The 22930-nt window shown below is 50.7% G+C and carries 19 protein-coding genes; 7 read left to right on the top strand and 12 right to left on the bottom strand.

Annotated features, from left to right (window positions below; translation table 11 throughout):
• Nucleotides 1-406 precede the first annotated feature (406 nt).
• Both JL661_RS04300 and JL661_RS04295 read left to right on the top strand, forming a co-directional pair.
• Nucleotides 407-2548 carry a TonB-dependent receptor family protein gene (locus JL661_RS04300; RefSeq protein ID WP_036416752.1) on the top strand — a complete coding sequence of 714 codons (2142 nt, stop codon included), beginning with the start codon at nt 407-409 and terminating at the stop codon, nt 2546-2548.
• Between the two features lie 14 nt (nt 2549-2562).
• A complete protein-coding gene (locus JL661_RS04295; protein WP_036416749.1) occupies nt 2563-3720 on the top strand; it encodes an ABC transporter substrate-binding protein in 1158 nt (385 codons plus the stop codon).
• Between the two features lie 69 nt (nt 3721-3789).
• Here the strand turns inward: JL661_RS04295 and JL661_RS04290 are convergent, their stop codons facing one another.
• On the bottom strand, nt 3790-5169 hold the full coding sequence (locus JL661_RS04290) for an alanine/glycine:cation symporter family protein (RefSeq protein ID WP_024474815.1): 1380 nt from the start codon (nt 5167-5169) through the stop codon (nt 3790-3792).
• Between the two features lie 216 nt (nt 5170-5385).
• On the opposite strand from JL661_RS04290, the gene clcA reads away from it, so the two are divergent.
• Nucleotides 5386-6786: a H(+)/Cl(-) exchange transporter ClcA gene (clcA, locus tag JL661_RS04285; protein ID WP_004237754.1), complete on the top strand. Its 1401-nt coding sequence runs from the start codon at nt 5386-5388 to the stop codon at nt 6784-6786.
• A 6-nt stretch (nt 6787-6792) separates the two neighbouring features.
• Here clcA and tehB read toward each other — a convergent pair whose 3' ends face one another.
• The 9 genes from tehB to JL661_RS18530 all read right to left on the bottom strand — a co-directional run bounded on the left by tehB (nt 6793) and on the right by JL661_RS18530 (nt 16164).
• Nucleotides 6793-7656: an SAM-dependent methyltransferase TehB gene (gene tehB, locus JL661_RS04280; RefSeq protein ID WP_036416747.1), complete on the bottom strand. Its 864-nt coding sequence runs from the start codon at nt 7654-7656 to the stop codon at nt 6793-6795.
• Nucleotides 7657-7725: 69 nt separating this feature from the next.
• Nucleotides 7726-8805, bottom strand: a complete 1080-nt coding sequence (locus JL661_RS04275; RefSeq protein ID WP_062772704.1) for a linear amide C-N hydrolase — start codon at nt 8803-8805, stop codon at nt 7726-7728.
• Nucleotides 8806-8877: 72 nt separating this feature from the next.
• The gene (locus JL661_RS04270) at nt 8878-10371 is read right to left on the bottom strand and encodes a DHA2 family efflux MFS transporter permease subunit (protein ID WP_004237751.1); all 1494 of its coding nucleotides are present in this window, start codon (nt 10369-10371) and stop codon (nt 8878-8880) included.
• Between the two features lie 42 nt (nt 10372-10413).
• Entirely contained in the window at nt 10414-11604 is a 1191-nt protein-coding gene (locus JL661_RS04265; RefSeq protein ID WP_004237750.1) for an EmrA/EmrK family multidrug efflux transporter periplasmic adaptor subunit, read from the bottom strand.
• 518 nt (nt 11605-12122) lie between these two features.
• Nucleotides 12123-12893, bottom strand: coding sequence for a hypothetical protein (locus JL661_RS04260; protein ID WP_004240944.1), 771 nt, complete (start codon nt 12891-12893; stop codon nt 12123-12125).
• Nucleotides 12894-12997: 104 nt separating this feature from the next.
• Nucleotides 12998-13573, bottom strand: a complete 576-nt coding sequence (locus JL661_RS04255) for a YceI family protein (RefSeq protein WP_032098366.1) — start codon at nt 13571-13573, stop codon at nt 12998-13000.
• A gap of 39 nt (nt 13574-13612) precedes the next feature.
• On the bottom strand, nt 13613-14164 hold the full coding sequence (locus JL661_RS04250) for a cytochrome b (RefSeq protein WP_015422926.1): 552 nt from the start codon (nt 14162-14164) through the stop codon (nt 13613-13615).
• 803 nt (nt 14165-14967) lie between these two features.
• A complete protein-coding gene (locus JL661_RS04245; RefSeq protein WP_004237741.1) occupies nt 14968-15816 on the bottom strand; it encodes a glycosyltransferase family A protein in 849 nt (282 codons plus the stop codon).
• 117 nt (nt 15817-15933) lie between these two features.
• Entirely contained in the window at nt 15934-16164 is a 231-nt protein-coding gene (locus JL661_RS18530) for a helix-turn-helix domain-containing protein (RefSeq protein WP_062772701.1), read from the bottom strand.
• Nucleotides 16165-16653: 489 nt separating this feature from the next.
• Between JL661_RS18530 and mtnK the strand changes: the two genes are divergently transcribed.
• From mtnK to JL661_RS04220, 4 genes are all read left to right on the top strand, one after another.
• Nucleotides 16654-17919 carry an S-methyl-5-thioribose kinase gene (mtnK, locus tag JL661_RS04235; RefSeq protein ID WP_062772698.1) on the top strand — a complete coding sequence of 422 codons (1266 nt, stop codon included), beginning with the start codon at nt 16654-16656 and terminating at the stop codon, nt 17917-17919.
• 26 nt (nt 17920-17945) lie between these two features.
• Complete coding sequence (gene mtnA, locus JL661_RS04230) at nt 17946-19055, top strand: S-methyl-5-thioribose-1-phosphate isomerase (protein WP_004237737.1); 1110 nt, start codon at nt 17946-17948, stop codon at nt 19053-19055.
• 2 nt (nt 19056-19057) lie between these two features.
• The gene (locus JL661_RS04225; protein ID WP_062772695.1) at nt 19058-19705 is read left to right on the top strand and encodes an L-fuculose-phosphate aldolase; all 648 of its coding nucleotides are present in this window, start codon (nt 19058-19060) and stop codon (nt 19703-19705) included.
• A 125-nt stretch (nt 19706-19830) separates the two neighbouring features.
• Nucleotides 19831-20187 carry a hypothetical protein gene (locus JL661_RS04220; RefSeq protein ID WP_015422927.1) on the top strand — a complete coding sequence of 119 codons (357 nt, stop codon included), beginning with the start codon at nt 19831-19833 and terminating at the stop codon, nt 20185-20187.
• A gap of 54 nt (nt 20188-20241) precedes the next feature.
• Here the strand turns inward: JL661_RS04220 and JL661_RS04215 are convergent, their stop codons facing one another.
• Together JL661_RS04215 and rimO are read right to left on the bottom strand one after the other, a co-directional pair.
• Nucleotides 20242-21228 carry a sugar-binding transcriptional regulator gene (locus tag JL661_RS04215; protein ID WP_004237734.1) on the bottom strand — a complete coding sequence of 329 codons (987 nt, stop codon included), beginning with the start codon at nt 21226-21228 and terminating at the stop codon, nt 20242-20244.
• Nucleotides 21225-22565 carry a 30S ribosomal protein S12 methylthiotransferase RimO gene (gene rimO, locus JL661_RS04210; protein WP_004237733.1) on the bottom strand — a complete coding sequence of 447 codons (1341 nt, stop codon included), beginning with the start codon at nt 22563-22565 and terminating at the stop codon, nt 21225-21227. Before rimO ends, JL661_RS04215 begins: the two co-directional genes overlap by 4 nt.
• Nucleotides 22566-22930 lie beyond the last annotated feature (365 nt).

Genomic DNA, 22930 nt, shown 5'->3' with positions numbered 1-22930 from the left:
TTGATCTAAAGCAAAAATTAACCGGCACGACACATCACTATCGCGAATGATTAACATTTACATTATTTACAGATGCAATATGGAGTAAGGAATTATCCGGTATTTTGGGGTAAGGTGGCGTGATATAAACCGGTAAGGCAACTGACCAGAAGATGGATAAATGCACTTGCATCCAGATGTGGAACGAAAGAATAAAACAGGCGGATTAATCCATAAAACCGCCCTTTCCCCGCTAAAACAGCAAGATCACATTCACACCAAAAATAATTCTCACGACTATCATTTAACCCCCGAATTTCGAACCAAAAAATCAGCATATTAGTAACTTTCCGTTAAAAAATTATTGCGCACAGGTAATAGTTATTATTATCATTTGTCTTCTTAAATTCTCACGGAAAACTGAGTGATGACTGATTCCTGTAACGCATCCTGCCGCCCTGCCCGCCTCACGCCGCTGGCACTGGCGCTCGCTGTTATCAGCGGTGGCAGTATCGCCGCCACCGCAGATACCGAAGACCCGGTTGTGGTTGTCGGCAACTGGCTGGATAACACTGATAACAGCGATACGCTGCTGAACCACGGCGGCGCACGGACCATCAAAACCAAAAAACAAATCGATGAGTCAGGGGCAGAAACCATAGCGGACGCCCTGCGTGGTATTCCGGGTGTTCAGGTGCGGGACAGTAACGGCACCGGCGGCAGTGACGTTTCACTCAATGTCGGTATCCGCGGGCTTCCGGCACGGCTTTCCCCGCGTTCCACCATTCTGTTCGACGGTATTCCGCTGGCCGCTGCCCCCTACGGGCAGCCGCAGTTATCGATGTCACCACTCTCGTTAGGCTCAATCAGCAGCATTGATGTGATGCGCGGTGCCACCTCTGTCCGCTACGGGCCGCAAAACGTCGGCGGCGTGATTAACTTTGTCACTAAACCGATCCCGGAAACCTTCAGCGGTTCCGCGTCCGTCAAAACACAGGGTGCACGCACCGGCGGGCTGAAAACCCTGACCGATGCCTCTGTCGGTGGCTCAAAAGAAGACGGTTCTGCAGGTGCGCTGCTGCTCTACTCCGGTCTGCACGGCCAGGGCTACCGCAAGAATAATGACAATACCGATATTGATGACATCATCCTGAAAACCCGCTATGCCTTCAGTGACACTGATGAGTTGCTGGCAAACTTTCACTATTACCATGCGCAATCCGGGATGCCGGGCGGCCTGACAGAGGCACAGTACAAAGCCGATCCTTACCAGTCTGTCCGTCCGTTTGACCGTTTTGAAGGCAACCGTCAGGATATGTCCTTTAAATACCGCCACCAGGAAGATGATAAACAGTTTGAATTACTGACCTGGTTCAGCAAAAGTTACCGGGGCAGTTATATTGAAAGTGAGGGAACAAATGCGAGTGCCGGTAAGAGCCGCCTTGTTTCCTATCCGCGTCACTACACAGCTTACGCCATTGAACCGAGCTATTCACAGCTGTTCCGCTTTGATAACCAGTCCCACGAAATCACCCTGGGTTACCGCTATCTGAATGAAACGGCGGATGAAAAAGCCTACCGCTCCGGCTGGTATCCGACCGGTTCTCAAAGCTCACGCCCTCAGACCGACAGCTACTATCAGCACACCTCCGGCGGTACAGAGGCCCATGCCATCTATATCGATGACACCATTAATGTTGGTAACTGGACGGTTATTCCCGGCCTGCGTTATGAAAATATAAAAATTCATCTCGATGACGGTTTCCGTAACCAGTTCCGCAGCAAGAGCTACAGCGAACCGTTACCGGCACTGTCGGTGATTTATCATATTGATGATCAGTGGAAACTGTTCGCCAACGCCGGCAGCTCATTCGGCAGCCTGCAATATTTCCAGCTCAATACCGGCGGCGCGGGTAATGATCCGGCAAACGGCCTGAGTGCGGAAAAAGCCCATAACTATGAAGCCGGTACACGGTTTGATGATGGTCTGCTGTCTGCGGAAATGACCCTGTTCTATATCGATTTCAATGATCAGCTGCAATACATTGAAAACTCGACCGGCTGGACCAACCTCGGTGCGACCACCCATCAGGGGGTAGAACTGGCACTGAATTATGACCTGAGTGAAACCGCGAAATGGCTCGACGGCGTCAGTATCTACAGCACTTATACCTACACAAAAGCAGTGAGCAAACGCGGTAATTTTGCGGATAAAGATCTGCCGTTCTACTCCCGCCAGCTCTTTACTGCCGGTGCCCGCTATGAAACCGGAAACTGGGTGTGGAATCTCAACACCTATGCGCAGTCAAAACAGCAGTCACCGGGAACCGGGAAAAATTACATTACCGAAGGCAGTGCAGACGGACGTTACGGCATTATTCCGGGCTATATGATGTGGGATGCGCGTGCGGAGTATCATTTCGGCCCGCAATGGTCAGATCTGACACTTGCCGCCGGGGTGAAAAACCTGTTTGATCAGGCCAGCTTTACCCGTTCAACAGATAATAACTACGGCATTTACGCCGGGCAGCCGCGCACCTTCTTTGCACAGGCTTCCGTGAAGTTTTAAAGGTCATTCATATAATGAAACGCATATTCCACGCTGCCGGACGTTTTCCGGCCCTTATCATCACCCTTTGTGCCGCACTCGCGGCACTGTTTCCGCTCAATGCAACAGCGGAACTGATAACGGTGACGGATATTGCCGGGCGGACAGTCACCGTCAATGCCCCGGTATCCCGTATCATGCTGGCAGACAGCCGGGTACTGGTTGCGCTGAATATTCTGCATCCGTCTGAACCGCTGAAAGGTATTGCGGCATGGGATGATGCACTGACCAAAAAAGCACCGGATCTGCGCATGGCTTATGAAAAACAATTTCCGCAGCTGAAAGATATTCCGGTATTTCCGAACCCTTACACATCGGATTTCAGTGTCGAAAAAGCGCTGACTTATCAGCCGGATTTGGTGATTTTCGATACCGGACTGCAAAGTAAACTGACCGAAAGCGGCACCCTGGATTTGCTGGAGAAAAGCGGTATTCCGGTGATATTTATCGATTTCCGTCAGTATCCGCTGCAAAACACCATGCCAAGCATGACGCTTTTGGGGCAGGTCTTCGGGCAGGAAAAACAGGCGGCAGCATTTAATGATTTTTACCGCGAGCGGCTGGATCTTATCCGCTCGCGGGTTGCAAATATTCCGGAAGACAAAAAGCCCACAGTCTTTATTGAACGAGCGGCGGGTCTTGCCGGGGAAAACAGCTGTTGTAAAACCTTTGGTAACGGTAACTTCGGGGAGTTTGTTGCCGCTGCGGGAGGTCATAACCTCGGTGCAGACTGGTTTAAAAACGGTATGGGCGGTGAGGTGAGTGAAGAACAGATTATTGCCGCTGACCCGCAGTTTTATCTGATGACCGTCGCCGACTGGGAAAATACCCGCAAAGGCAGTGCTTCAGTACCGCTCGGCTATACCGGCTCTGAGGAGCGGGCTGTACCGGCACTGGAAAAACTGATGGCACGGCCGAAACTGCAGTATCTCACGGCGTATCAGCAGAAACAGGTACTGGCACTGTATCAGCAATACTATGACACTCCATTCAATATTATTGCGGTGGAAGCTATTGCCAAAATGCTGCATCCGGCACTGTTTCCTGAGCTCGATCCGCAGGCAGACAGCCTGATGCTGCATAAAACCTTTACCGCTCTGGACGGCAGCGGCCTGTTCTGGCTGCAACCCTGATCATCACATCAGTTGCTGCATCAGAAAAATAACGGGCAGTTTCCTGCCCGTTATTTACAATTCCCACCGTTATTTCTTCTGATATAACTCATTCGCCATATCAATACTGTCCGCATTAACATCCCGGATGTGGTCACGCGTCAGACGGTATACCACCGGGCTTAATAAGATCAGTGCTATCAGGTTCGGGATCGCCATCATGGCATTCAGGGTATCCGCCAGCAGCCAGACAAACTCCAGAGACTGTGTGGCGCCAATTGGTAGTGCTATCAGCCACAGCACACGGAAAACCTTAATCGCCTTCACGCCGAACAGATACTGGACGCACTTCTCACCGTAAAAACTCCAGCCGAGGATTGTAGTGAAGGCAAAAATCGTCAGTGCAATCGCCACAATATAGTTTCCGCCCGGAATCGCCGCTTTGAAAGAGGAAGCGGTCAGTGTGGCACCGGTTTCCGCTGTCAGCCAGCCGCCCATAATGACAATGGTCAGGCCGGTTACCGAGCAGACAATAATGGTGTCAATAAAGGTACCGAGCATGGCGATCAGCCCCTGACGGATCGGGTTCTGGGTTTTCGCGGCAGCATGCGCTATCGGCGCACTGCCCAGACCCGCCTCGTTGGAGAATACGCCGCGCGCCACCCCGAAACGGATAGCCGCCCAGACGGTCGCCCCGGCAAACCCGCCCTGTGCCGCCACCGGTGTAAAGGCAGAAGTAATAATGAGGGAAAACGCCGCCGGAATTTCACTGATATTCAGCGCGAGCACCACAAGACCGGCACCAAAGTAGCCGACGGTCATAAACGGTACCAGTTTACCGGCCACGTCTGAGATACGGCGGATCCCGCCAATCAGTACCGCACCGACCAGCAGCACCAGCGCCACGCTGGTCACCCATTTATTGATGCCGAAGTTACTCTCCAGCACATCCGCCACCGAGTTGGCCTGAACCGTGTTCCCGATACCGAACCCGGCACAGGCACCGAATACCGCAAACAGTGTTCCCAGCCAGACCCATTTCGGGCCGAGGCCGTTTTTGATGTAATACATCGGGCCGCCGACATACTGCCCGTATTTATCCACTTCACGATAACGAACCGCCAGCACGGCTTCTGAGTATTTTGTCGCCATACCCACCAGTGCCGTCATCCACATCCAGAACAGCGCCCCCGGCCCGCCCATCACCACTGCTGTTGCCACACCGGCAATATTGCCGGTGCCGATAGTGGCGGATAATGCCGTCATCAGCGCGTTAAACGGGGAGATCTGCCCTTCCCCGCGTGATTCATTGCGCTGAAATAATAATCTGAACCCGGTTCCCAGTTTACGAATCGGCAAAAAACCCAGCCGAATCTGCATATATAAGCCGACACCCAGTATTCCCACCAGCATCGGCACACCCCATACCACGCCGTTCAGCGCGCCCAGCCACTCTGTTATCAAATCCATTCACCCCTCCTGACCGGCCCTGTTACTTTTTTATTTTACGCATTACATATAAATAACATTTATTTATCATTTATTAATAAAGCGGAAAAATGCCGGGAATGCGAACAAAAAATGTCCGGATTTGCGTTGGATTTTTGAATCTGTGAAGGGTGTCACTTGTCACAAATTGAATTAAAATAGTGATTAATTTTTATTTAGAATGGATCATGTTCAGCCATGTCAGATGCTTTACCGCATACGACAGCCACGCTTAAACGCCGTTATCGTGTGCTCAAACGCCTTAAAGAACGCAATCTCGCCCCTGTTACTGTCCTGCTGCTGGCGGCTGCCGTCGGCGCACTCGCCGGTTTTACCGGTGTGCTGTTTGAACGCGGGGTCAATTGGGTTGGTGAATACCGGGTCAGCTCTCTGTCTTCACTGACAGATAATAAAGAAATACTTATCCCGCTGATGTTTATTGTTTCCGCCCTGCTGGCCATGTCAGGTTACTGGCTGGTGCGGCGTTTTTCGCCTGAATCCGGCGGGTCGGGGATCCCGGAAATTGAAGGGGCATTGCAGGATGTCCGCCCGGTACGCTGGTGGCGGGTGCTGCCGGTAAAATTTATCGGCGGGCTGGGTACTCTCGGCTCCGGTATGGTGCTGGGGCGTGAAGGCCCGACCGTGCAGTTAGGGGCAAATATCAGCGGGCTGGTCAGTGCGCTGGCCGGGGTGAAAAACCAGGAATCCCGCCACACATTGCTGGCCACCGGTGCCGCCGCCGGTCTGACCGCCGCCTTTAACGCACCGCTCGCAGGGATCCTGTTTATCATTGAGGAAATGCGTCCGCAGTTCCGTTACAGCCTGATTTCCATCAAAGCCGTTTTTATCGGCGTGATCATGTCGAGCATTGTTTTTCAGACCTTTAACAGCGGCGCGCCGATTCTGGATATCGGCAAATACCATGCCGCCCCGCTGAATACTCTCTGGCTCTATCTGGTGCTGGGAATGGTTTTCGGTGTGATTGGTGTGATGTTTAACCGCTTTCTGCTCACCATGCAGACACAATTCCGCCGTTTTTATCAGGATAAAACATCCCGTTTTGTTGCTACCGGCGGTCTGATTGGCGGACTATGCGGTATTGCCGGGCTGTACTGGCCGCAGGTAACCGGCGGCGGATTCGCGGTGATCCCGGATGTCGCCGCACTGCACTACTCCCTGACCGGTATTCTGATGATCTTCCTGTTCCGTGTGCTCACCACGGTTATCTGCTTCAGTTCCGGTGCGCCGGGCGGGATCTTCGCGCCGACACTCGCACTCGGCACACTATTCGGCAGTTTCTTCGGCTATGCCGCCATGCTGCTGTTTCCGCAGTATCAGATTGAACCGGCGACCTTCGCCATTGCGGGGATGGGGGCGCTCTTTGCCGCCACCGTCCGTGCGCCGCTGACCGGTATTGTGCTGGTACTGGAGATGACCGATAACTATCAGCTGATCCTGCCGATGATTATCACATGTCTGGGGGCAACACTGCTGGCGCAGTATCTGGGCGGACGTCCGCTGTATTCGGTACTGCTGGAGCGGATCCTGATGCAGAACGGCACGCCGCCGGAAAAAACCGGTGACGCGCCGCGGGGGTAATATTAATCAGGCTTTTTTGCGGGCAATCAGGGTGGCAAAATTTAATCGGATCCGGTTGCCTGCCGCATCAGTGCGGTGCAGATGTCCCGGGTTTTCGTTGTATTTCAGGATCTCCCAGTCCGCATAATAACCGGATAACTCGCCCGGTTTCAGGAAGCAGTCAAACGGCAGTTCATCATACGGCATATTCTCTGTTTCCACCGGGCAGACAATCAGGTTATACCCGTCCGGGCGGGTATGCGCCTGCATATCGGCGATGATCGCGGCAATATTCTCTCTTTTCAGGAACATCAGCACCACAGTGGAAATAATGATATCGTAATCATCCTGCAACGCATGCTGGTTGATGTCATACATCTGCGTGCGGATATTGCTGATCCCCGTAGTGGCTTTCACATCCTCAATCGCCTGAATGTGCTGCGGATTGATATCCATGGCCGTCACGTCATAACCGAGCTGCGCCAGGAAAAAGCTGTTGCGCCCGCGTCCGGAGCCTAAATCGAGTGTTTTACCCGGTTTTGTCATTGTCACCAGTTCACGGACTTCGGAGTGCGGACGGGTCAGTCCGTGGATTTTATAGAATTCATCTTCAGGCTGACACCAGAAGGCAAGCTGACAGGAAATATCATCACTGACGGATTCAATTTTGTGCCACACCTGCGGGTCAAGACGCGGCGGCTGATGCGCGGTATCAAAGTGGTAGCGGGTCTCTTCGCCATTTTCACCGAAAACGACAAAATCCATCTCCCCCGCCAGAACCGTCAGCTGCGCCCATGTACCTTCCGCCGTATTATGGCGATCCGTAAAGGCCATCGGGATAGTGGTTTTTTGCCAGACCGGCAGGGTTTTATAGCAGACTAAGTTTTCCATTTTACGCCTCACCTTAAAGATGCATTTTAAATACATCTTATATCCTTTCCGGTGAGGCGTAAATGACTTTTATTTCTGACGGGCGATAACTTCGTTTATCCCCTGAAAGACAAACGGTTTAGCATCGGTGAAATCCTTTGCCACATCACCGGAATAAATGTTTTGCTGTTCAGGACCCAAATCCAGTTTCTTCACTTTGCCGTTTTCTTTGCTGAAATCCACTTTCTTCAGGTCAACCCAGAAGATATTGGGTGTCAGCGCCGATTCAAAGAAATAAATCTGACGTTTGTGATCCACCACCGTACGCCAGCGGGTGGAAGAGATATTCGGCTCTTCTTCGGTATTCAGCCCGAACGGCACAGACACATTGCGGATCACACTGAATACAGACGCCACCGCTTTATTCGGCGTGGTCGCTTTCGGAATCGCATTAATATAGAAAGACCCGCGCGCAAAACGGTCAGCGGAACGGTTGGTGCCCGGCAGCATCACGGTGCCGTTGATTTGCTGCCAGTAGCTGTCCAGCGCCAGTTGCTCGCTGAATACCGGAGAGTTGGTCATTACCTGATATTTACGGCTGTGATGAATTACCTGCTTACCATCAATATATTCAATAATGGCGCTGTCACCGGAAGCGTCGGATAATGAAAGGTGCAGTGTCGCCAGGCGCTCTTCACCCGGGACTTTATCGGTGATCACTGCGAACGGCTCTTTTTCCAGCGCGGTAACCGCTTCTTCAACGGTCGCGTAGTTATCCAGCACATACTGTGCCCAGGCAGAGATACTCAGGGTTGGTTTGTTGCTTTCCGGTGTCGGATACACGGATTCGACCAGCCACAGCAGGTTTGCGGACAATCCCTTTTCATTAATGCCGTCGGTGGTGGAAACATCATAGCCGGAAGCCACCACGCTGCCGTATTTTGACACCCATTTCACGGAATTCGGCCCGGCGGCACCATCGCGTTCCATCCCCTGCGGGAAGATCCATAAATTGGTACCGACATCACTTTTCCAGTCCATTGACCGGGCAGTGATCACCTGCGCATCATCCCCGAGATACACCAGCCGGGTGCAGGCGGAAGCAATCTGGACAGCCAGTAATGTGGCCGACGCGACCGCACCGGCAAGTATAATTCGCTTAAATGTCATGAAAAACCCCTTTTCATTGCGTCCGGCAACCGGCAGCTTACCGGTTACGCTTCCTTATTACTGTAGTCCTTATCAGGATTTTGTGGCAAACGGCGGCCGGGCAAACCAGATAAGAACAATCAATCCGATGAAGACGCCGCCGGAGAGCCAGAAAATCTCATTGGCACTGATAATCAGCCCCTGGGCGGTAATTTCCTTCGCCAGATAGGCGGAGGTCTGCGCTTCTGATAACCCGTGCTGCGCCATCTCCTGATACATCTGTACCGATTCCGGATTATACGCGGTGATGGATTCCGTAAGCTGAGAATGATGTAACGATTCGCGACGGCTCCACAGCGTGGTGGTGATCGATGTACCGATAGATCCCGCCAGTGTCCGGAAGAAATTGGCCAGCGCGGAGGCCGAGGCCAGTTTCTCCGGCGGCAGACCGGAAAGCGTGATGGTGGTGAGCGGCATAAAGAAACAGGCCACTGCAAAACCCTGCACCAGCTGCGGCCAGACCGAGGCATAGAACCCCATCTGTGGCTCGAAAGTATAGGCGCGCCAGTAGAAACAGACGGAATACACCACGAAACTAAAGGTTACAATCCAGCGCAAATCCACCACATTGGAGATTTTACCGACAAACGCGGAAATCAGTATCGGCACCAGCCCGATAGGCGCCAGCGCCAGCCCTGCCCATTCAGCCGTATAGCCGTACACCTCCTGGAGCAGCTGCGGCAGCAGTACAATTGCGCCGAAATAGACCATATACGCCAGACTGACCGACAGTGTGCCGATGGTAAAGTTACGCGACTTAAACAGCGACAACTCGACAATCGGGTTTTTATCCGTCAGTTCCCAGATCACCAGGAAGACCAGCGCAACGGCTGCAATAATGGCCAGTGCGACAATTTCATCTGACTCCAGCCAGCCGAGATCTTTCCCTTTATCCAGCAGGATTTGCAGACAGCCGATCCCGACCACCAGCAGCGACAAGCCAATCACATTGAGCGGAACCTTTGTCACCTTCGATTCCATACCGCGCAGCAGCATCAGGCTGACCAGTACCACCGCAATACCGATAGGTACGTTGATAAAGAAAATCCAGCCCCAGTGGAAGTTATCACTGATATAGCCGCCCATAATCGGCCCGAACACCGGCGCCAGAATGATGGTCATCGACCAGAGTGCCAGCGCGGTATTCTGTTTGGCGGGCGGGTAACTTTTCAGCAGCAGGCTTTGTGAGAGCGGGATAATCGGCCCGGCCACCCCGCCCTGTAACACGCGGAAGAAAATCAGCATTTCCAGGCTTTCTGATAACCCGCACAGCAGTGACGTCAGGGTAAACAGCCCGGTGGACCAGATAAACACCCGTACTTCCCCGAAACGCTTGGCCAGAAACCCGGTAATCGCGATGGAAATCGCGTTGGATACCCCGAATGAGGTAATAACCCAGGTGCCCTGAGAGACAGAAGCACCGAGATCGCCGGAAATGGTCGGGATCGCCACGTTGGCAATAGTGGAGTCCAGCACCTGCATAAAGGTGGCCATCGACAGCGCGATGGTCGCCCAGACCAGTTTCATGCCTGTTAATGGTTGATTAGCCACAATAAAGCCCCGCGCTGATTAACTGGCGTTATCGGTAATGATTTGTGCAATCACCGCATTGACCGGTGCCAGATCCGGGATCAGCACATCACTCTTAAAGGCCGGGGTATCACGCTGGACATTGGCCAGAACCGGGCCATCGGTATTTTTGGTTTCGATAGTCACGTTCATCGATAACCCGATACGCAGCGGATATCTGGCAACCTGCTGCGGATCCAGCTCTACCCGGACCGGCAGACGCTGCACCACTTTGATCCAGTTCCCGGTGGCATTCTGCGCAGGCAGCAGAGAGAAGGCACTGCCGGTACCCATATCCAGCCCGGCTACCGTGCCGTTAAAGGTCACTTTATCGCCGTAAAAATCACTGGTAATGGTGACCGGCTGCCCGATACGCACACTACTGAGCTGCGTTTCCTTAAAGTTGGCATCAATCCAGACCGGTTCGACCGGTACAATCGCCATCAGTGAGGCATTCGGGCTGACCTGAGCCCCGACCTGCACGTTGCGGCGGGAGACATACCCGGTAAACGGACTGCGGATTTCCGTGCGCTGTAAGTTAATCCAGGCATCACGGACTTTATCCGCCGCCTGCAGCACCGCAGGCTGATCCGCCAGCGCCGTGGTTTTCAGCAGGGCTTTGGTGGCATTCAGTTGCTGCACAGACGCATTCAGGGATGCCTGCGCCTCTTCAACCGCTTCCCGTGAGTGCTGTAAATCTTCTTTGGAGATAGTCCCCCGCTGTCCTAACACACTGCGGCGGGCATAGTCATTCTGTGCCTGATTCAGCATCACTTGTTTCTGGGCGATAACCGCACCGAGCTGGTCGCGGTTAAAATAGAGTTCCTGAGTCTGCCGCACCGTGGCCGCGAGATCATGACGGGCCTGCGCGTAAGCCAGTTCAGCATTAGTTTTATCCAGCACTACCAGCACATCCCCGGCATGCACCAGATCGGTATTCTCAAAATTCACCTGTGTCACATTACCGGTGGTTTGTGCGACGATCGGCACCTGAAGGCCCACCACGTAGGCGTCATCGGTATATTCCTGATAACGCAGCACCATGAACCAGTAAATAAGATAGCCGGCGAGCAGCACAATAAAGAGGAGTGACGTTCCCGCAAGCCAGATTTTTCGTCTGGCGGGATTGGATGACGATGTTTTTTTGTCAGAAGGCTGGGCAGCAGAAGACTGCGCTGATGTGTTGTCCATCAAAATACCCCGGTAATAAAGTTAAGCCAAAAATATTGCGCACAGAATAGCCTGAATCACTATAAAAGTAACGGTAAGTGAAATATTACAGGGGAAAACCGAAAACAATATAAACAGAAACAAAACATCTGCTGAACACAATAAAATATGTAACTTATTTATCGGATTATGATGAACAGCAAATGAATATAGGGAAATAATCAGATATTTAAGTAATATCCGCTGCATATTTTGATACTTATTTCTGCACTCTCAGTGACAGAGACAGAACACATAAAAAGCGATTACGGTAAAAATCCCCTGATTATTCGTCTGCCCGGTTCATTTTCGGGTATCAGAGTATTTTCTGTTTACCTTTCCCGATTCTTAAACAAAGTATCGTGTTTTACTGAAATGTGTTTGTTTTTTATCCGGATACAGAAAACAGCACGATTTGCACATTTCCGTTTCTGTCCGCCGGACATAAAAAAACCGCAGAGTCATAAACGCTGCGGTTATTATCCGGTACCCGGAGATATTTACTGAGACAAAATCAGACGCAGCGCCTCAGCGGTAGCCGCTTTATTCGGTTCTTTCGTGAATAAGTCATAAAAATCGCCGACAATCAGACAGGTGGTGACCGGGTCTTCCGCGCCTTTATTCAGGTCACTCAGCAACATCACTTTATCACCGTATTTTTCTGACAGTTTCTGATAAACATCCCCTAATACCTTATAAGCTTCCTGCGCCGGGACATTACCGGTATTCCGGTCTTCCAGTGATGATGTCAGGATCAGATTCACGGTTTTCAGCATCCGGATATCGGCTTCATTATAGGTAAACTGCGCTTTATTCTGCGGGAATTTATTCAGTGCCGGGAAAAAGTTATTAAAGCACTGCTGTCCGGACGGATCTTTTACCAGATAACCTTCCGCCTGCTCTTTTACCGCCCCGGCGAAGGCATTCAGGGCATCATCAGAGGCATACGGGATCCGGTCAATTAATAACACTGCCGTCATCCCGGCGATATCATTCATCCATGCCACTTTCTGCTCGCGGGTCATGGTGTCATAGTTCCTGATATTACTCTTCAGGCCTTTATATTTTTCCGGGGAAATTTTGCCTACCACTTCAACAAACTGCATCGATTCCGACATCATCTCTGCTTCAAGTGATTTTTGTGTTGCCGCTCCGTCTTTACTGACGGCGGTGACAGAAAAAACATTATCCCGCTTACCCATATAATAACCGGCACCGGCAAAGACCACGGCAACAATAAGAACCAATAATAAGCTGAGTTTTTTATTCACGCACTTTCCTCTGATACGCTGAGTTATCACTGAAAGTGATAGTGACACAAATTAATAAGGCCTGCTATTGCAGGCCCCGATAATTGTTCAGATTGTAAAAATAATCAGATTTTTACGCCTTCAACGGAAATAATCAGTTCAGCATCCTGAGACTTCGGTCCCAGATCGGCTTTAATATTAAAGCTTTTCAGTGAGACTTTCCCCGTTGCCTCAAAACCGGCGCGGTAACCACCCCACGGATCTTTGCCTTCACCGGTCAGTTTTGCATCCAGAGTAACCGGATTGGTCACGCCGTTCAGCGTCAGATCACCGGTGATAATAAAGTCGTCGCCTTTCTTTTCTACTTTGGTTGAAACAAATTTTGCTTCCGGATTTTTCTCTGTATTCAGAAAATCCCCGCCGCGCAGATGTTTGTCACGCTCAGCATGGTTGGTATCCAGGCTGCCGGTTTTGATGGTCACATCCACGTTATCCTTTGCCGGGTCGGCCTTATCAAAGGTAAATGTGCCGTCAAAATCCTTAAATGTCCCGTACAGCCAGCTGTAACCCAGGTGCTGAATACGGAACTGCACAAAGGCGTGCTGCCCTTCTTTATCTATCTTATAGGTGTCGGCCATTGCCGCACCGGAACCCAGCAGCATCATACCTGCGCTTAAACCAACCAGTGCTTTCTTCAGCATCATATTCACTCCGTCATAATAAAATTACGGGCAGCCCGTTCAGGGTTTCATGCCCAGCATGCGTTTTAATGTGGCGTCTTTATCAAAGAAATGATGTTTCAGTGCCGCCAGCGCGTGCAGCGCCGATAACACAACAACCGACCAGGCAAGGTACAGGTGAACCGTACCGGCGGTATCCGCCTGCTCTGCGCCGTCTGTCACTGTGGCCGGTACATCAAACCAGCCGAAAACCGATATCGCCTGACCATTTGCCGTTGAGATAAAATAGCCGGTGATCAGAATGGCAAACAAAATACCGTACAGCAGCCAGTGCGCCAGTGCGGCACTGATGCGGGTAAACCGGCTGTAAGTGGATAATGCCGGCGGCGGCGGGGAAAGCCAGCGCCAGATCATGCGGACAGCCAGCACAATAAACAGCAGGATCCCGATACTCTTATGGATCTCCGGTGCGCGGTGATACCAGACATCATAGTAACCCAGCGAAACCATCCACAGCCCCAGTGCAAACATCCCGTAAACGGTGATTGCCACGCCCCAGTGAAGCAGAACGGAGAGGTGCCCGTACCGTTGCGCACTATTTTTCCATTGCATTGATAAATACCCTTTGCTGTTCCATACGGATAACATTTCAGTAACAGCGGGATACTTTACGTGAATTTTCCGGCCATATCGGACAAATATTTTGTTTAAGTTAATCAAATTAAGTCAATAACTTATTAATTTAACTGTCATTTTTATATCGATATAAAATATTAAACCGGAAAAATCTTATATAGCGGGATTTTGTAAGACTGAATCGGACTGAGTTATAACCAGAATGCAGGAAAATCCGCAATCCGGCGGATATTACCAAAAAATAATTTTAATATTTAAAAATATTTTTGATAAAAAAGTTGACGAACATCACATAAATGCTATGATACATCCATCGAAGCAAAACAGCTTACCAACCTAATTCAAAAGCAGGAGTTCATTATGAAAAGCATCAAAACTTTCTTTTCCAATCTGACCCGTGCTGCTGCTATCATTGCAAAATACAGCAAAGCATTCTGATTAAAATCAGACAGATACAAAAAAAGCGCCCGATGGGCGCTTTTTTTTGATCTGCAGATCACCGGTTATTGTGAGTCCTGCCGTAGTTAAAGACAATTTTAATATCTTAAAATAAAGTTTATATAAAATTTGACATTCATCACAAAAATGGTATAGTAGCGCCATCAAAGCCAAACAGGCTTAATCACTTACTCAAAAGCAGGAGTTTATTATGAAAAGCATCAAAACTTTCTTTTCTTATCTGACCCGTGCTGCTGCTATTATTGCTAAAAACAGCAAAGCATTCTGATAAATCAGACAGATACAAAGAAGCGCCCGATGGGCGCTTTTTTTATGCTGCTTTATTTTGCCAGCGGCGCAAATAACCAGCGCAGCCACCAGCGGGCTTTCCAGCCCGGATTTTTCTCCCGGACTACCGGCGATGTACGGCAGACCGACCGCAGAATTTTCCATTCAAAATCCAGGAACAGCCGGGAATGACCGGATTCCGCACCATACGTGCAGACTTCCTCATGCTTGCGTTTATCAACCGGCGTGTTGTATTCCAGACTTCTGTCCAGCGTATGATAAGACTTATCACGATCCACAATCCGCTCTGTGGCATACACCGATTTCGGCAGGTAGCGCTGACGGGAGCCGTGATATTTCTGCAGTTTCACAAAACGGTAATCTTCCGCGCCGTAATGGCCGCAAAACTCTTCATCATAACCGTAAAAACGGAAGAAGCGGGCGCGGGACATAAAGAACAGATTGGAATGCCCTTTACGGAGATTCCCCTGCTCACCCCGGCGGTAGAGTTTATAGAATGTCCGGCCCGGGTTTGCCGCATTAATCAGATAAGTAAACGTCGAAACCGGCAGGACATGATCCAGGTCGGTCATCAGAATTTTGTCTGACGCCGCATAGGTCACCCCCAGATTACGGGAACCACCCTGGTTCCACGGAATATCGGTTGTGATCCGCAGCCATGTCAGATTTAAATCAAATTCAGGAATTTCATACTCAAGCGGGGAGCAGTCATCAACAATGACAAACTGAACATAGTCCAGCACGGATGCTGGCATGCTTTCATATTCACGAAGCAAATTGATAACTTCAGAAATATCTTGCTGATTACAATAGAAATGAGTGATGTAAGTAAGTTTTATATGTTGCTTATCCGCAACTTTTCGGAAGAATTCGCGTGACATTATACCTGTGACCCTATTACCACAAATGACCGACCGGCAATTAGCAACCAGTGCGATGTTAATTGCCGGCTATTCTCACATACAGGTGGTACGGTGTCACTACTTAGCGGGGATAAACTATTCCTGATCGAAAAAGTAATCCACCGGAACATGGAACATTTCTGCCAGATACATCAGATAATGTATACTAATCCGGCTTATTCCCCGTTCATAACGGTTAAATTGCTGCTGCGTTATTCCCATGTCTTCCGCTAACCGGACGATACTTAATCCTAAGTATTTTCGCTTTTCTTTAATCCGTGTTCCGACACAGGGATATATAGATTCCTGTCTCCATAAGATTCTCATTCACTTATATTGACAACGTGATAACAAAAAATTCTGTTTTTCAGAGTCTGCCATCCGCTTACTTATCAGCGGCTCAATAACCTCATAACAACATGAAATTTAAAAAATAAAAATCAACAGTCATGAATAACCGGCATCTTCAGTCTTAGTAATCGGGATTTAACCTTATAGGTGTATTCTTTGCAATATCAATACGTCTGTTTAATGTAATAATACCTACCCGATCACAATTAATATCAAAATAGAATCTTAATAAGATTAAACGTATTTCTGAAAAATACCGTTCACTGAATATCGGTTAATAATATACCCCGGTATTTCATAAAAATAATTGCGTGAAAATACTTAAGAAATATTTATATTACTTCCTTATCACCTGCTTAAGAAAGGCTATTTCCGGCTATGTGTTAGTTGCATCACAGAAAAAATACATATGTATAGTTATAATTTACATATGTAGCCATTTATCTCTGTTTCTGAGGTTATCTTATGACGCAAAAAACCCCTGCCGGATATACCCCGCTAACCTGTGGCACCCTTCCCGCTTACCTGTCCGCACATTTACCGGATGACATTTTACCAGGCGGCACGCCGGAATCCTGGCAGACAGAGGAAGTCGGTGACGGTAATCTCAATCTGGTGTTTATTGTCAGAGGCAGTGAGCGGACTCTGGTGGTCAAGCAATCACTGCCGTATGTCCGTGCGGCCGGTGAATCCTGGAAACTCTCTTTGCAGCGTAATTATTTCGAATACCATGCGTTATCACAGGAAAAGCGCTTCGCGCCTGACAGTGTGCCGGATGTCTATTTCTATGACGAAGCCATGGCGCTGTTTGCCATGGAATACCTCGCTGACCATATCATTCTGCGTAAAGCACTGATTGCAGGAGAATATGTCCCTCAGCTGGCGGAGAAAATCGGCCTGTTTATGGCGCAAACTCTGTTCCATACCTCGGATATCGGCATGGCGGCACAGGAGAAAAAAGCCCTGACCGCACAGTTCTCCGCTAACCATGAATTATGCAAAATCACCGAAGATCTGATTTTTACCGAACCTTACTTCCCGGCGCCGCGCAATAATCACACCTCTCCGCAGCTTGACCGCGATGCAAATGCCGTGATGCTGGACAGAGAAATGGTGCAGGTCGCGATGCGCTATAAGTACAAATTTATGACACAGTCACAGGCGCTGCTGCACGGAGATTTGCACTCTGGATCCGTCATGATTGGCACTGACTCTGTTCAGGTTATTGATCCTGAATTCAGTTTTATGGGGCCGATGGCGTTTGATACCGGCAACTATGCCGGTAACTTATATATGGCCTGGTTTTCTCAGCCCGGACACCGGAAGACAGAGGAAGAGACCGTGCGCTATCAGCAATGGCTGTTATCGCAGATAAGCCAGACCTGGAATACGTTTGAGACTGAATTCCGCCGCCTGTGGGCCGAAAAATCACAGGGCGATGCCTGGCCGCGTGAGCTGTACCAGGACGGCCTGTTTGATGACAAATTCCTGAAAGCCGCTCAGGACAGCTTCTTCGAAGAACTGTTTCAGGACACGCTGGTCAATGCCGGGCTGGAAATCAACCGCCGCCTGCTCGGGTTTGCCGGAGTTGCTGATTTCAAAACCATTGCTGATGCGGACAAACGCGCGGTACTTGAGCGCAAAGCCCTGAAACTGGCGCGGGAGCTGATTGTCAACGCGCGCCATTATCACAGCTTTACCGATGTCGAAGCCTTTCTTTCTTATTGTTAAGCGTCACCTGCACACGAGGTTATATAATGAAAATTAACGGAAAACATTACCGTTCCGTCTGGCCCGCAGATAATGGTATTGATGTCTGTATTTTTGATCAGACAAAACTGCCTTTTGAAGTCAGTATCATCACACTGACGACGATGGAGGAAGCCGCAACGTCCATCAAAGATATGTGGGTACGCGGCGCACCGCTGATTGGTGCTGTGGCTGCTTACGGCGTGGCGCTGGCGATGCACCGTGACAGCAGTGATGCCGCCCTGAAAAACGCTTATGACGTGCTGGTTGCCACCCGTCCGACCGCGATCAACCTGAAATGGGCGCTGGACAGAATCTGCGGTGCCCTGACACCACTTCCTGCGGCTGAGCGCGGTGACGCCGCATACCGTATTGCCGCTGAAATCGCTGATGAAGATGCGGAAATTTGTCACCGCATCGGCGAACACGGCCTGACAATTATCCGCGACATCGCCGCCCGCAAAAAACCGGGTGAGCCGGTGAATATCCTGACCCATTGTAATGCCGGCTGGCTGGCTACCGTTGACTGGGGCACCGCGCTGTCACCGATTTATCAGGCTTATGATGAAGGCATTAATATTCACGTCTGGGTGGATGAAACCCGTCCGCGCAACCAGGGCGGACTGACTGCCTTTGAGCTGGGCTCGCACGGTGTGCCGCATACCCTGATTGCAGATAACGCTGGGGGGCACCTGATGCAGCACGGCGAAGTGGATATGTGTATTGTCGGCACTGACCGCACCACTGCTCGCGGGGATGTCTGCAATAAAATCGGCACTTACCTGAAAGCACTGGCGGCCAAAGCGAACAATGTGCCGTTCTATGTAGCGCTGCCGTCACCGACCCTCGATTTTACCGTGTGGGACGGGGTAAAAGAGATCCCGATTGAACAGCGTGCCGGTGAGGAACAGTCACATGTTTTCGGCATCACACCGGAAGGTACCCGCAGCTGGGTGAATACTGCACCTGCGGGCACCCGTTGCGGTAACTATGCCTTTGATGTCACTCCGGCGGAGTATGTCACCGGGCTTATCACCGAACGCGGCATTTGTGATGCCTCCCCGGCCGGGCTGAAAGGCATGTTCCCGGAGATGTGGCCGTCTGAGTATGAGGTGTGATCATGACCCGTACTGAACTGGCACAACAGATTATCGATACCTGTCTGAAGATGAACGCAAGCGGGCTCAACCAGGGGACGTCCGGTAATGTCAGCGCCCGCTGGCAGGACGGCATGCTGATCACCCCGAGCGGCGTGCCTTATGAAAAACTGACCCCGGACAGCATTGTGTATATGGACAGTACCGGCCAGGCAGAGGCGGATAAAATCCCGTCGAGCGAATGGCACTTTCACCTGAGCTGCTATCAGGCGCGTCCTGAGCTGAATGCGGTGGTCCATAATCACGCTCTGAATACAGCGGCGGTATCCATTCTCAATGAATCCATTCCGGCCATCCATTATATGGTCGCCGTGACCGGAACCGACCATATCCCCTGTGTGCCGTATGCCACCTTCGGCACACACGAACTGGCTGATATTATTGCGGAAGGGATTAAAACCAGTAAGGCTCTGATTATGCAGCATCACGGCATGCTGGCGATGGAAGTCAACCTGGAAAAAGCGCTGTGGCTGGCGCATGAGGTTGAAGTGCTCTCCGCGCTGTATCTGAAAGTCCGCGCCATCACGCCGGATGTACCGGTACTGAGTGCGGAGGAGATGCAGCGGGTGCTGGGGAAATTCAAAACCTACGGACTGAAAACCGGAAAATAGTAATTACCGGCGGCAGAAAACGGCGCAATGCGTCGTTTTTTGTCACCTTACGTAATTAATTATTTTAAATGATAATCATTTGCAATATAATTAAAATCTTAATGTATCTGTTATTTAAGGTTTTTATGAAAAAAGTCATTTGTTACGCTGCGTTTGCTTCTGCCGTTCTTCTCCTGTCCGGATGTGCCGCCACAAAAAAATCCCCGCAATTCAGCGAAAAAAGCATTGAAGAGTGCGGACGCTATCTGCCGGACGGCATTGCTTACTATGTCTCGATTGAAGGCGAAGTCGATTTAAACAAGCAGTTTAACGGTGATATCAATGTGACCGCATTGCAGGACAGTGCACCCGCAGTTGCATTTAACCACGAGCTGATTCAGGCCGGTGCGGATAAATATATGGACTGTGCTATTCAGTTGCTGAACAACGGTAAGGGAGATACCCGCACACCGGAAGAAAAAGCAGCAGCGGAAAAACAGTAACCGGCGATATTGATGCTCTGATGTAAAAAAACCGCCTTCCGGCGGTTTTTGCACTTATTTATCTGACAGCAAATGTGCTGCGATCAGCGGATCAACAATCAAATCAGAAACATATCCGCCATACAGTGCCCCGCGGGTGGCGGCGATATTTTGTTCACCGGTGGCAATAAAAATCCGCCGTGCGATATTCCGCAACTGCGGCAGCCTGATACCGAGGATGCGGGCATCCGTATGGGTATCCAGCGGCTCACCCGCCTGATCATAAAAACGTCCGCAAATAACCCCGACAGCCCCTTTGCGGCGGAAATCGGTCATTTCCTCCGCCGTAATCACGCCGGCACGGATCAACGGATTCTCTTCCGTGACATTTCCGGCCACAAACAGTGCTTTGGTGCAGCGATCCAGCTGAGCAAAGTTTGCCTGAATGATAGGCTCACGGCGCAGTGCATCTGCCAGCTCCGCAGAGCTGACAATCGCGGGAACATGCAGATACGCACACTCACCGCCGAACTTTCCGGCAATCAGCGAGGACGATTCCACCGTGGTGAAATCCGGCTGCGACGGCACGGAACCGAGCATCTGTAATACCGTCATATTGCGGATGACTTTTGGTGTCAGACACTTCGCCATATGGTGAATTGTCCGTCCCCAGGCCACGCCGAGCACATCCCCGTCCTCAATCACCTGACTGAGATACACCCCGGCCGCCTGTGCCATGTTTTCCCGGCAGCGGGCGGAATCTGCCGCCGCCTCCGTAACCGGGCTGTCCGGTACCACCAGCACATTGGTCAGATTGAACTTTTTTTTCAGTGACAACGCCATATCGATGCGGCTGTAACGCGCCATATCCAGGCTGATATGCACCACACCGTTTTCCCGGGCCGTCTGCAGGTATTTCACCACGGTCACGCGGGAAATCCCCATCGCATCAGCCACCTCCGTCTGACTGAGACCGGACTGATAATAGAGCCATGCGGCCTGCAGAACCGGGTCATTACCGAACATCAGGCGTCCGGTCAGGCGGTTGTCACTGTTTGTCATGCTTCGCGCACCACGCTGCCCCAGAGATCATACTCATCGGCATGTTCAATATTCACCATCACAATATCCCCCGGCTGCACATCAAATTCACCGTTGAGATATACCATACCGTCGATTTCCGGCGCATCCGCCATACTGCGGCCGACAGCGCCCTCTTCTTCATCAACTTCATCAATGATCACCGGCAGTGTGCGGCCGATTTTTTCAGCCAGACGCTCTGCGGAGATCTGCTGCTGTAACTGCATAAAGCGGTGATAGCGCTCTTCTTTGATCTCTTCCGGCACCTGATCCGGTAATTCGTTGGCATGTGCCCCTTCCACCGGACTGTATTTAAAGCAGCCGACGCGATCCAGACGGGCTTCAGTCAGGAAGTCCAGCAGCATCTGAAAGTCTTCTTCGGTTTCACCCGGGAAGCCGACAATAAAGGTGGAACGCAGTGTCAGTTCCGGGCAGATTTCACGCCAGCGTTTGATACGCTCCAGTGTGCGCTCAACGGCACCCGGGCGTTTCATCAGTTTCAGAATACGCGGGCTGGCGTGCTGTAACGGGATATCCAGATACGGCAGGATTTTGCCTTCTGCCATCAGCGGGATCACATCATCCACATGCGGATACGGATAAACGTAATGCAGACGCACCCACACACCGAGCTGGGATAACTGCTCACACAGACCGATCATGCTGGTTTTCACCGGCAGACCATCGCGGAAACCGGTGCGGTGTTTGATATCAGCGCCATAGGCAGAGGTATCCTGGGAGATCACCAGCAGTTCTTTCACACCGGCTTCAACCAGGCGCTGCGCTTCACTCAGCACCTCACCGACAGGACGGCTGTCCAGATCGCCGCGCATGGACGGAATAATGCAGAATGTGCAGCGGTGATTACAGCCTTCAGAAATTTTCAGATACGCGTAATGGCGCGGCGTCAGTTTCACACCCTGCTCCGGTACCAGGCTGGTGAACGGATCATGCGCCGGTTTCGGCACATATTTACGGACATTCGCCAGCACCTGCTCATAACTGTGCGGACCGGTGATTTCCAGCACCTTCGGGTGCACTTCACGGATCTGGTCTTCTTTCGCACCCAGACACCCGGTCACGATCACTTTACCGTTTTCCGCCAGTGCCTCGCCGATTGCTTCCAGGGATTCCTGCACAGCACTGTCAATGAAACCGCAGGTATTGACGATCACCACATCGGCATCATCATAGCTTGGCACAACCTGATAGCCGTCCGTGCGCAGTTCAGTCAGAATCCGCTCGGAATCCACCAGGTTTTTCGGGCAGCCTAAAGAAACGAAACCGACTTTCGGCACTGTGTTGGTATTTTGCGACATAAGCTCATTTACTCAAAAGAGCAGGATGCAGCAGGATATTTCCGGCTGCATCCCGCAGATATTAGTCATTATCGGAAAGGAAAGAGACAAATTTTAGCAAACAAACTCCCCTGACTGATAGCCTCCGGCGTAAAAAATCCCTGTGTCAGATAAAAAACCAGTGCAATTCGTGTAATCCCCCGGCGCTGTATTCTGCCGTTTACAGTGAATGTGATATATACGGCAGCTTTATCCTGCTGATCCGGTTATGCTTTCTTTGTCAGCATTTAATGTCATCGTTCTGAAAATTAAAAGCATCATTATTTGCGAGCCTGATATTGAAATGCTGCTGTTGTGCTTATCTCATTATTTTCCATAAGAAGGGT

The sequence above is a fragment of the Morganella morganii genome (assembly GCF_019243775.1).
Classification (GTDB): Bacteria; Pseudomonadota; Gammaproteobacteria; order Enterobacterales; family Enterobacteriaceae; genus Morganella; species Morganella morganii.
This window is presented reverse-complemented; position numbering and strand designations above follow the sequence as displayed.

Bases quoted from the DNA above. Each gene is read 5' to 3' on its own strand.
- JL661_RS18530 (WP_062772701.1), bottom strand. From the start codon at position 16,164: ATGAGAATCTTATGGAGACAGGAATCTATATATCCCTGTGTCGGAACA.
- JL661_RS04265 (WP_004237750.1), bottom strand. From the start codon at position 11,604: ATGGACAACACATCAGCGCAGTCTTCTGCTGCCCAGCCTTCTGACAAA.
- clcA (WP_004237754.1), top strand. From the start codon at position 5,386: ATGTCAGATGCTTTACCGCATACGACAGCCACGCTTAAACGCCGTTAT.
- rimO (WP_004237733.1), bottom strand. From the start codon at position 22,565: ATGTCGCAAAATACCAACACAGTGCCGAAAGTCGGTTTCGTTTCTTTA.
- JL661_RS04275 (WP_062772704.1), bottom strand. From the start codon at position 8,805: ATGACATTTAAGCGAATTATACTTGCCGGTGCGGTCGCGTCGGCCACA.
- tehB (WP_036416747.1), bottom strand. From the start codon at position 7,656: ATGGAAAACTTAGTCTGCTATAAAACCCTGCCGGTCTGGCAAAAAACC.
- JL661_RS04250 (WP_015422926.1), bottom strand. From the start codon at position 14,164: ATGCAATGGAAAAATAGTGCGCAACGGTACGGGCACCTCTCCGTTCTG.
- mtnK (WP_062772698.1), top strand. From the start codon at position 16,654: ATGACGCAAAAAACCCCTGCCGGATATACCCCGCTAACCTGTGGCACC.
- JL661_RS04245 (WP_004237741.1), bottom strand. From the start codon at position 15,816: ATGTCACGCGAATTCTTCCGAAAAGTTGCGGATAAGCAACATATAAAA.
- JL661_RS04225 (WP_062772695.1), top strand. From the start codon at position 19,058: ATGACCCGTACTGAACTGGCACAACAGATTATCGATACCTGTCTGAAG.
- JL661_RS04270 (WP_004237751.1), bottom strand. From the start codon at position 10,371: ATGAAACTGGTCTGGGCGACCATCGCGCTGTCGATGGCCACCTTTATG.
- JL661_RS04295 (WP_036416749.1), top strand. From the start codon at position 2,563: ATGAAACGCATATTCCACGCTGCCGGACGTTTTCCGGCCCTTATCATC.
- JL661_RS04215 (WP_004237734.1), bottom strand. From the start codon at position 21,228: ATGACAAACAGTGACAACCGCCTGACCGGACGCCTGATGTTCGGTAAT.
- JL661_RS04220 (WP_015422927.1), top strand. From the start codon at position 19,831: ATGAAAAAAGTCATTTGTTACGCTGCGTTTGCTTCTGCCGTTCTTCTC.
- JL661_RS04290 (WP_024474815.1), bottom strand. From the start codon at position 5,169: ATGGATTTGATAACAGAGTGGCTGGGCGCGCTGAACGGCGTGGTATGG.
- JL661_RS04255 (WP_032098366.1), bottom strand. From the start codon at position 13,573: ATGCTGAAGAAAGCACTGGTTGGTTTAAGCGCAGGTATGATGCTGCTG.
- mtnA (WP_004237737.1), top strand. From the start codon at position 17,946: ATGAAAATTAACGGAAAACATTACCGTTCCGTCTGGCCCGCAGATAAT.
- JL661_RS04300 (WP_036416752.1), top strand. From the start codon at position 407: ATGACTGATTCCTGTAACGCATCCTGCCGCCCTGCCCGCCTCACGCCG.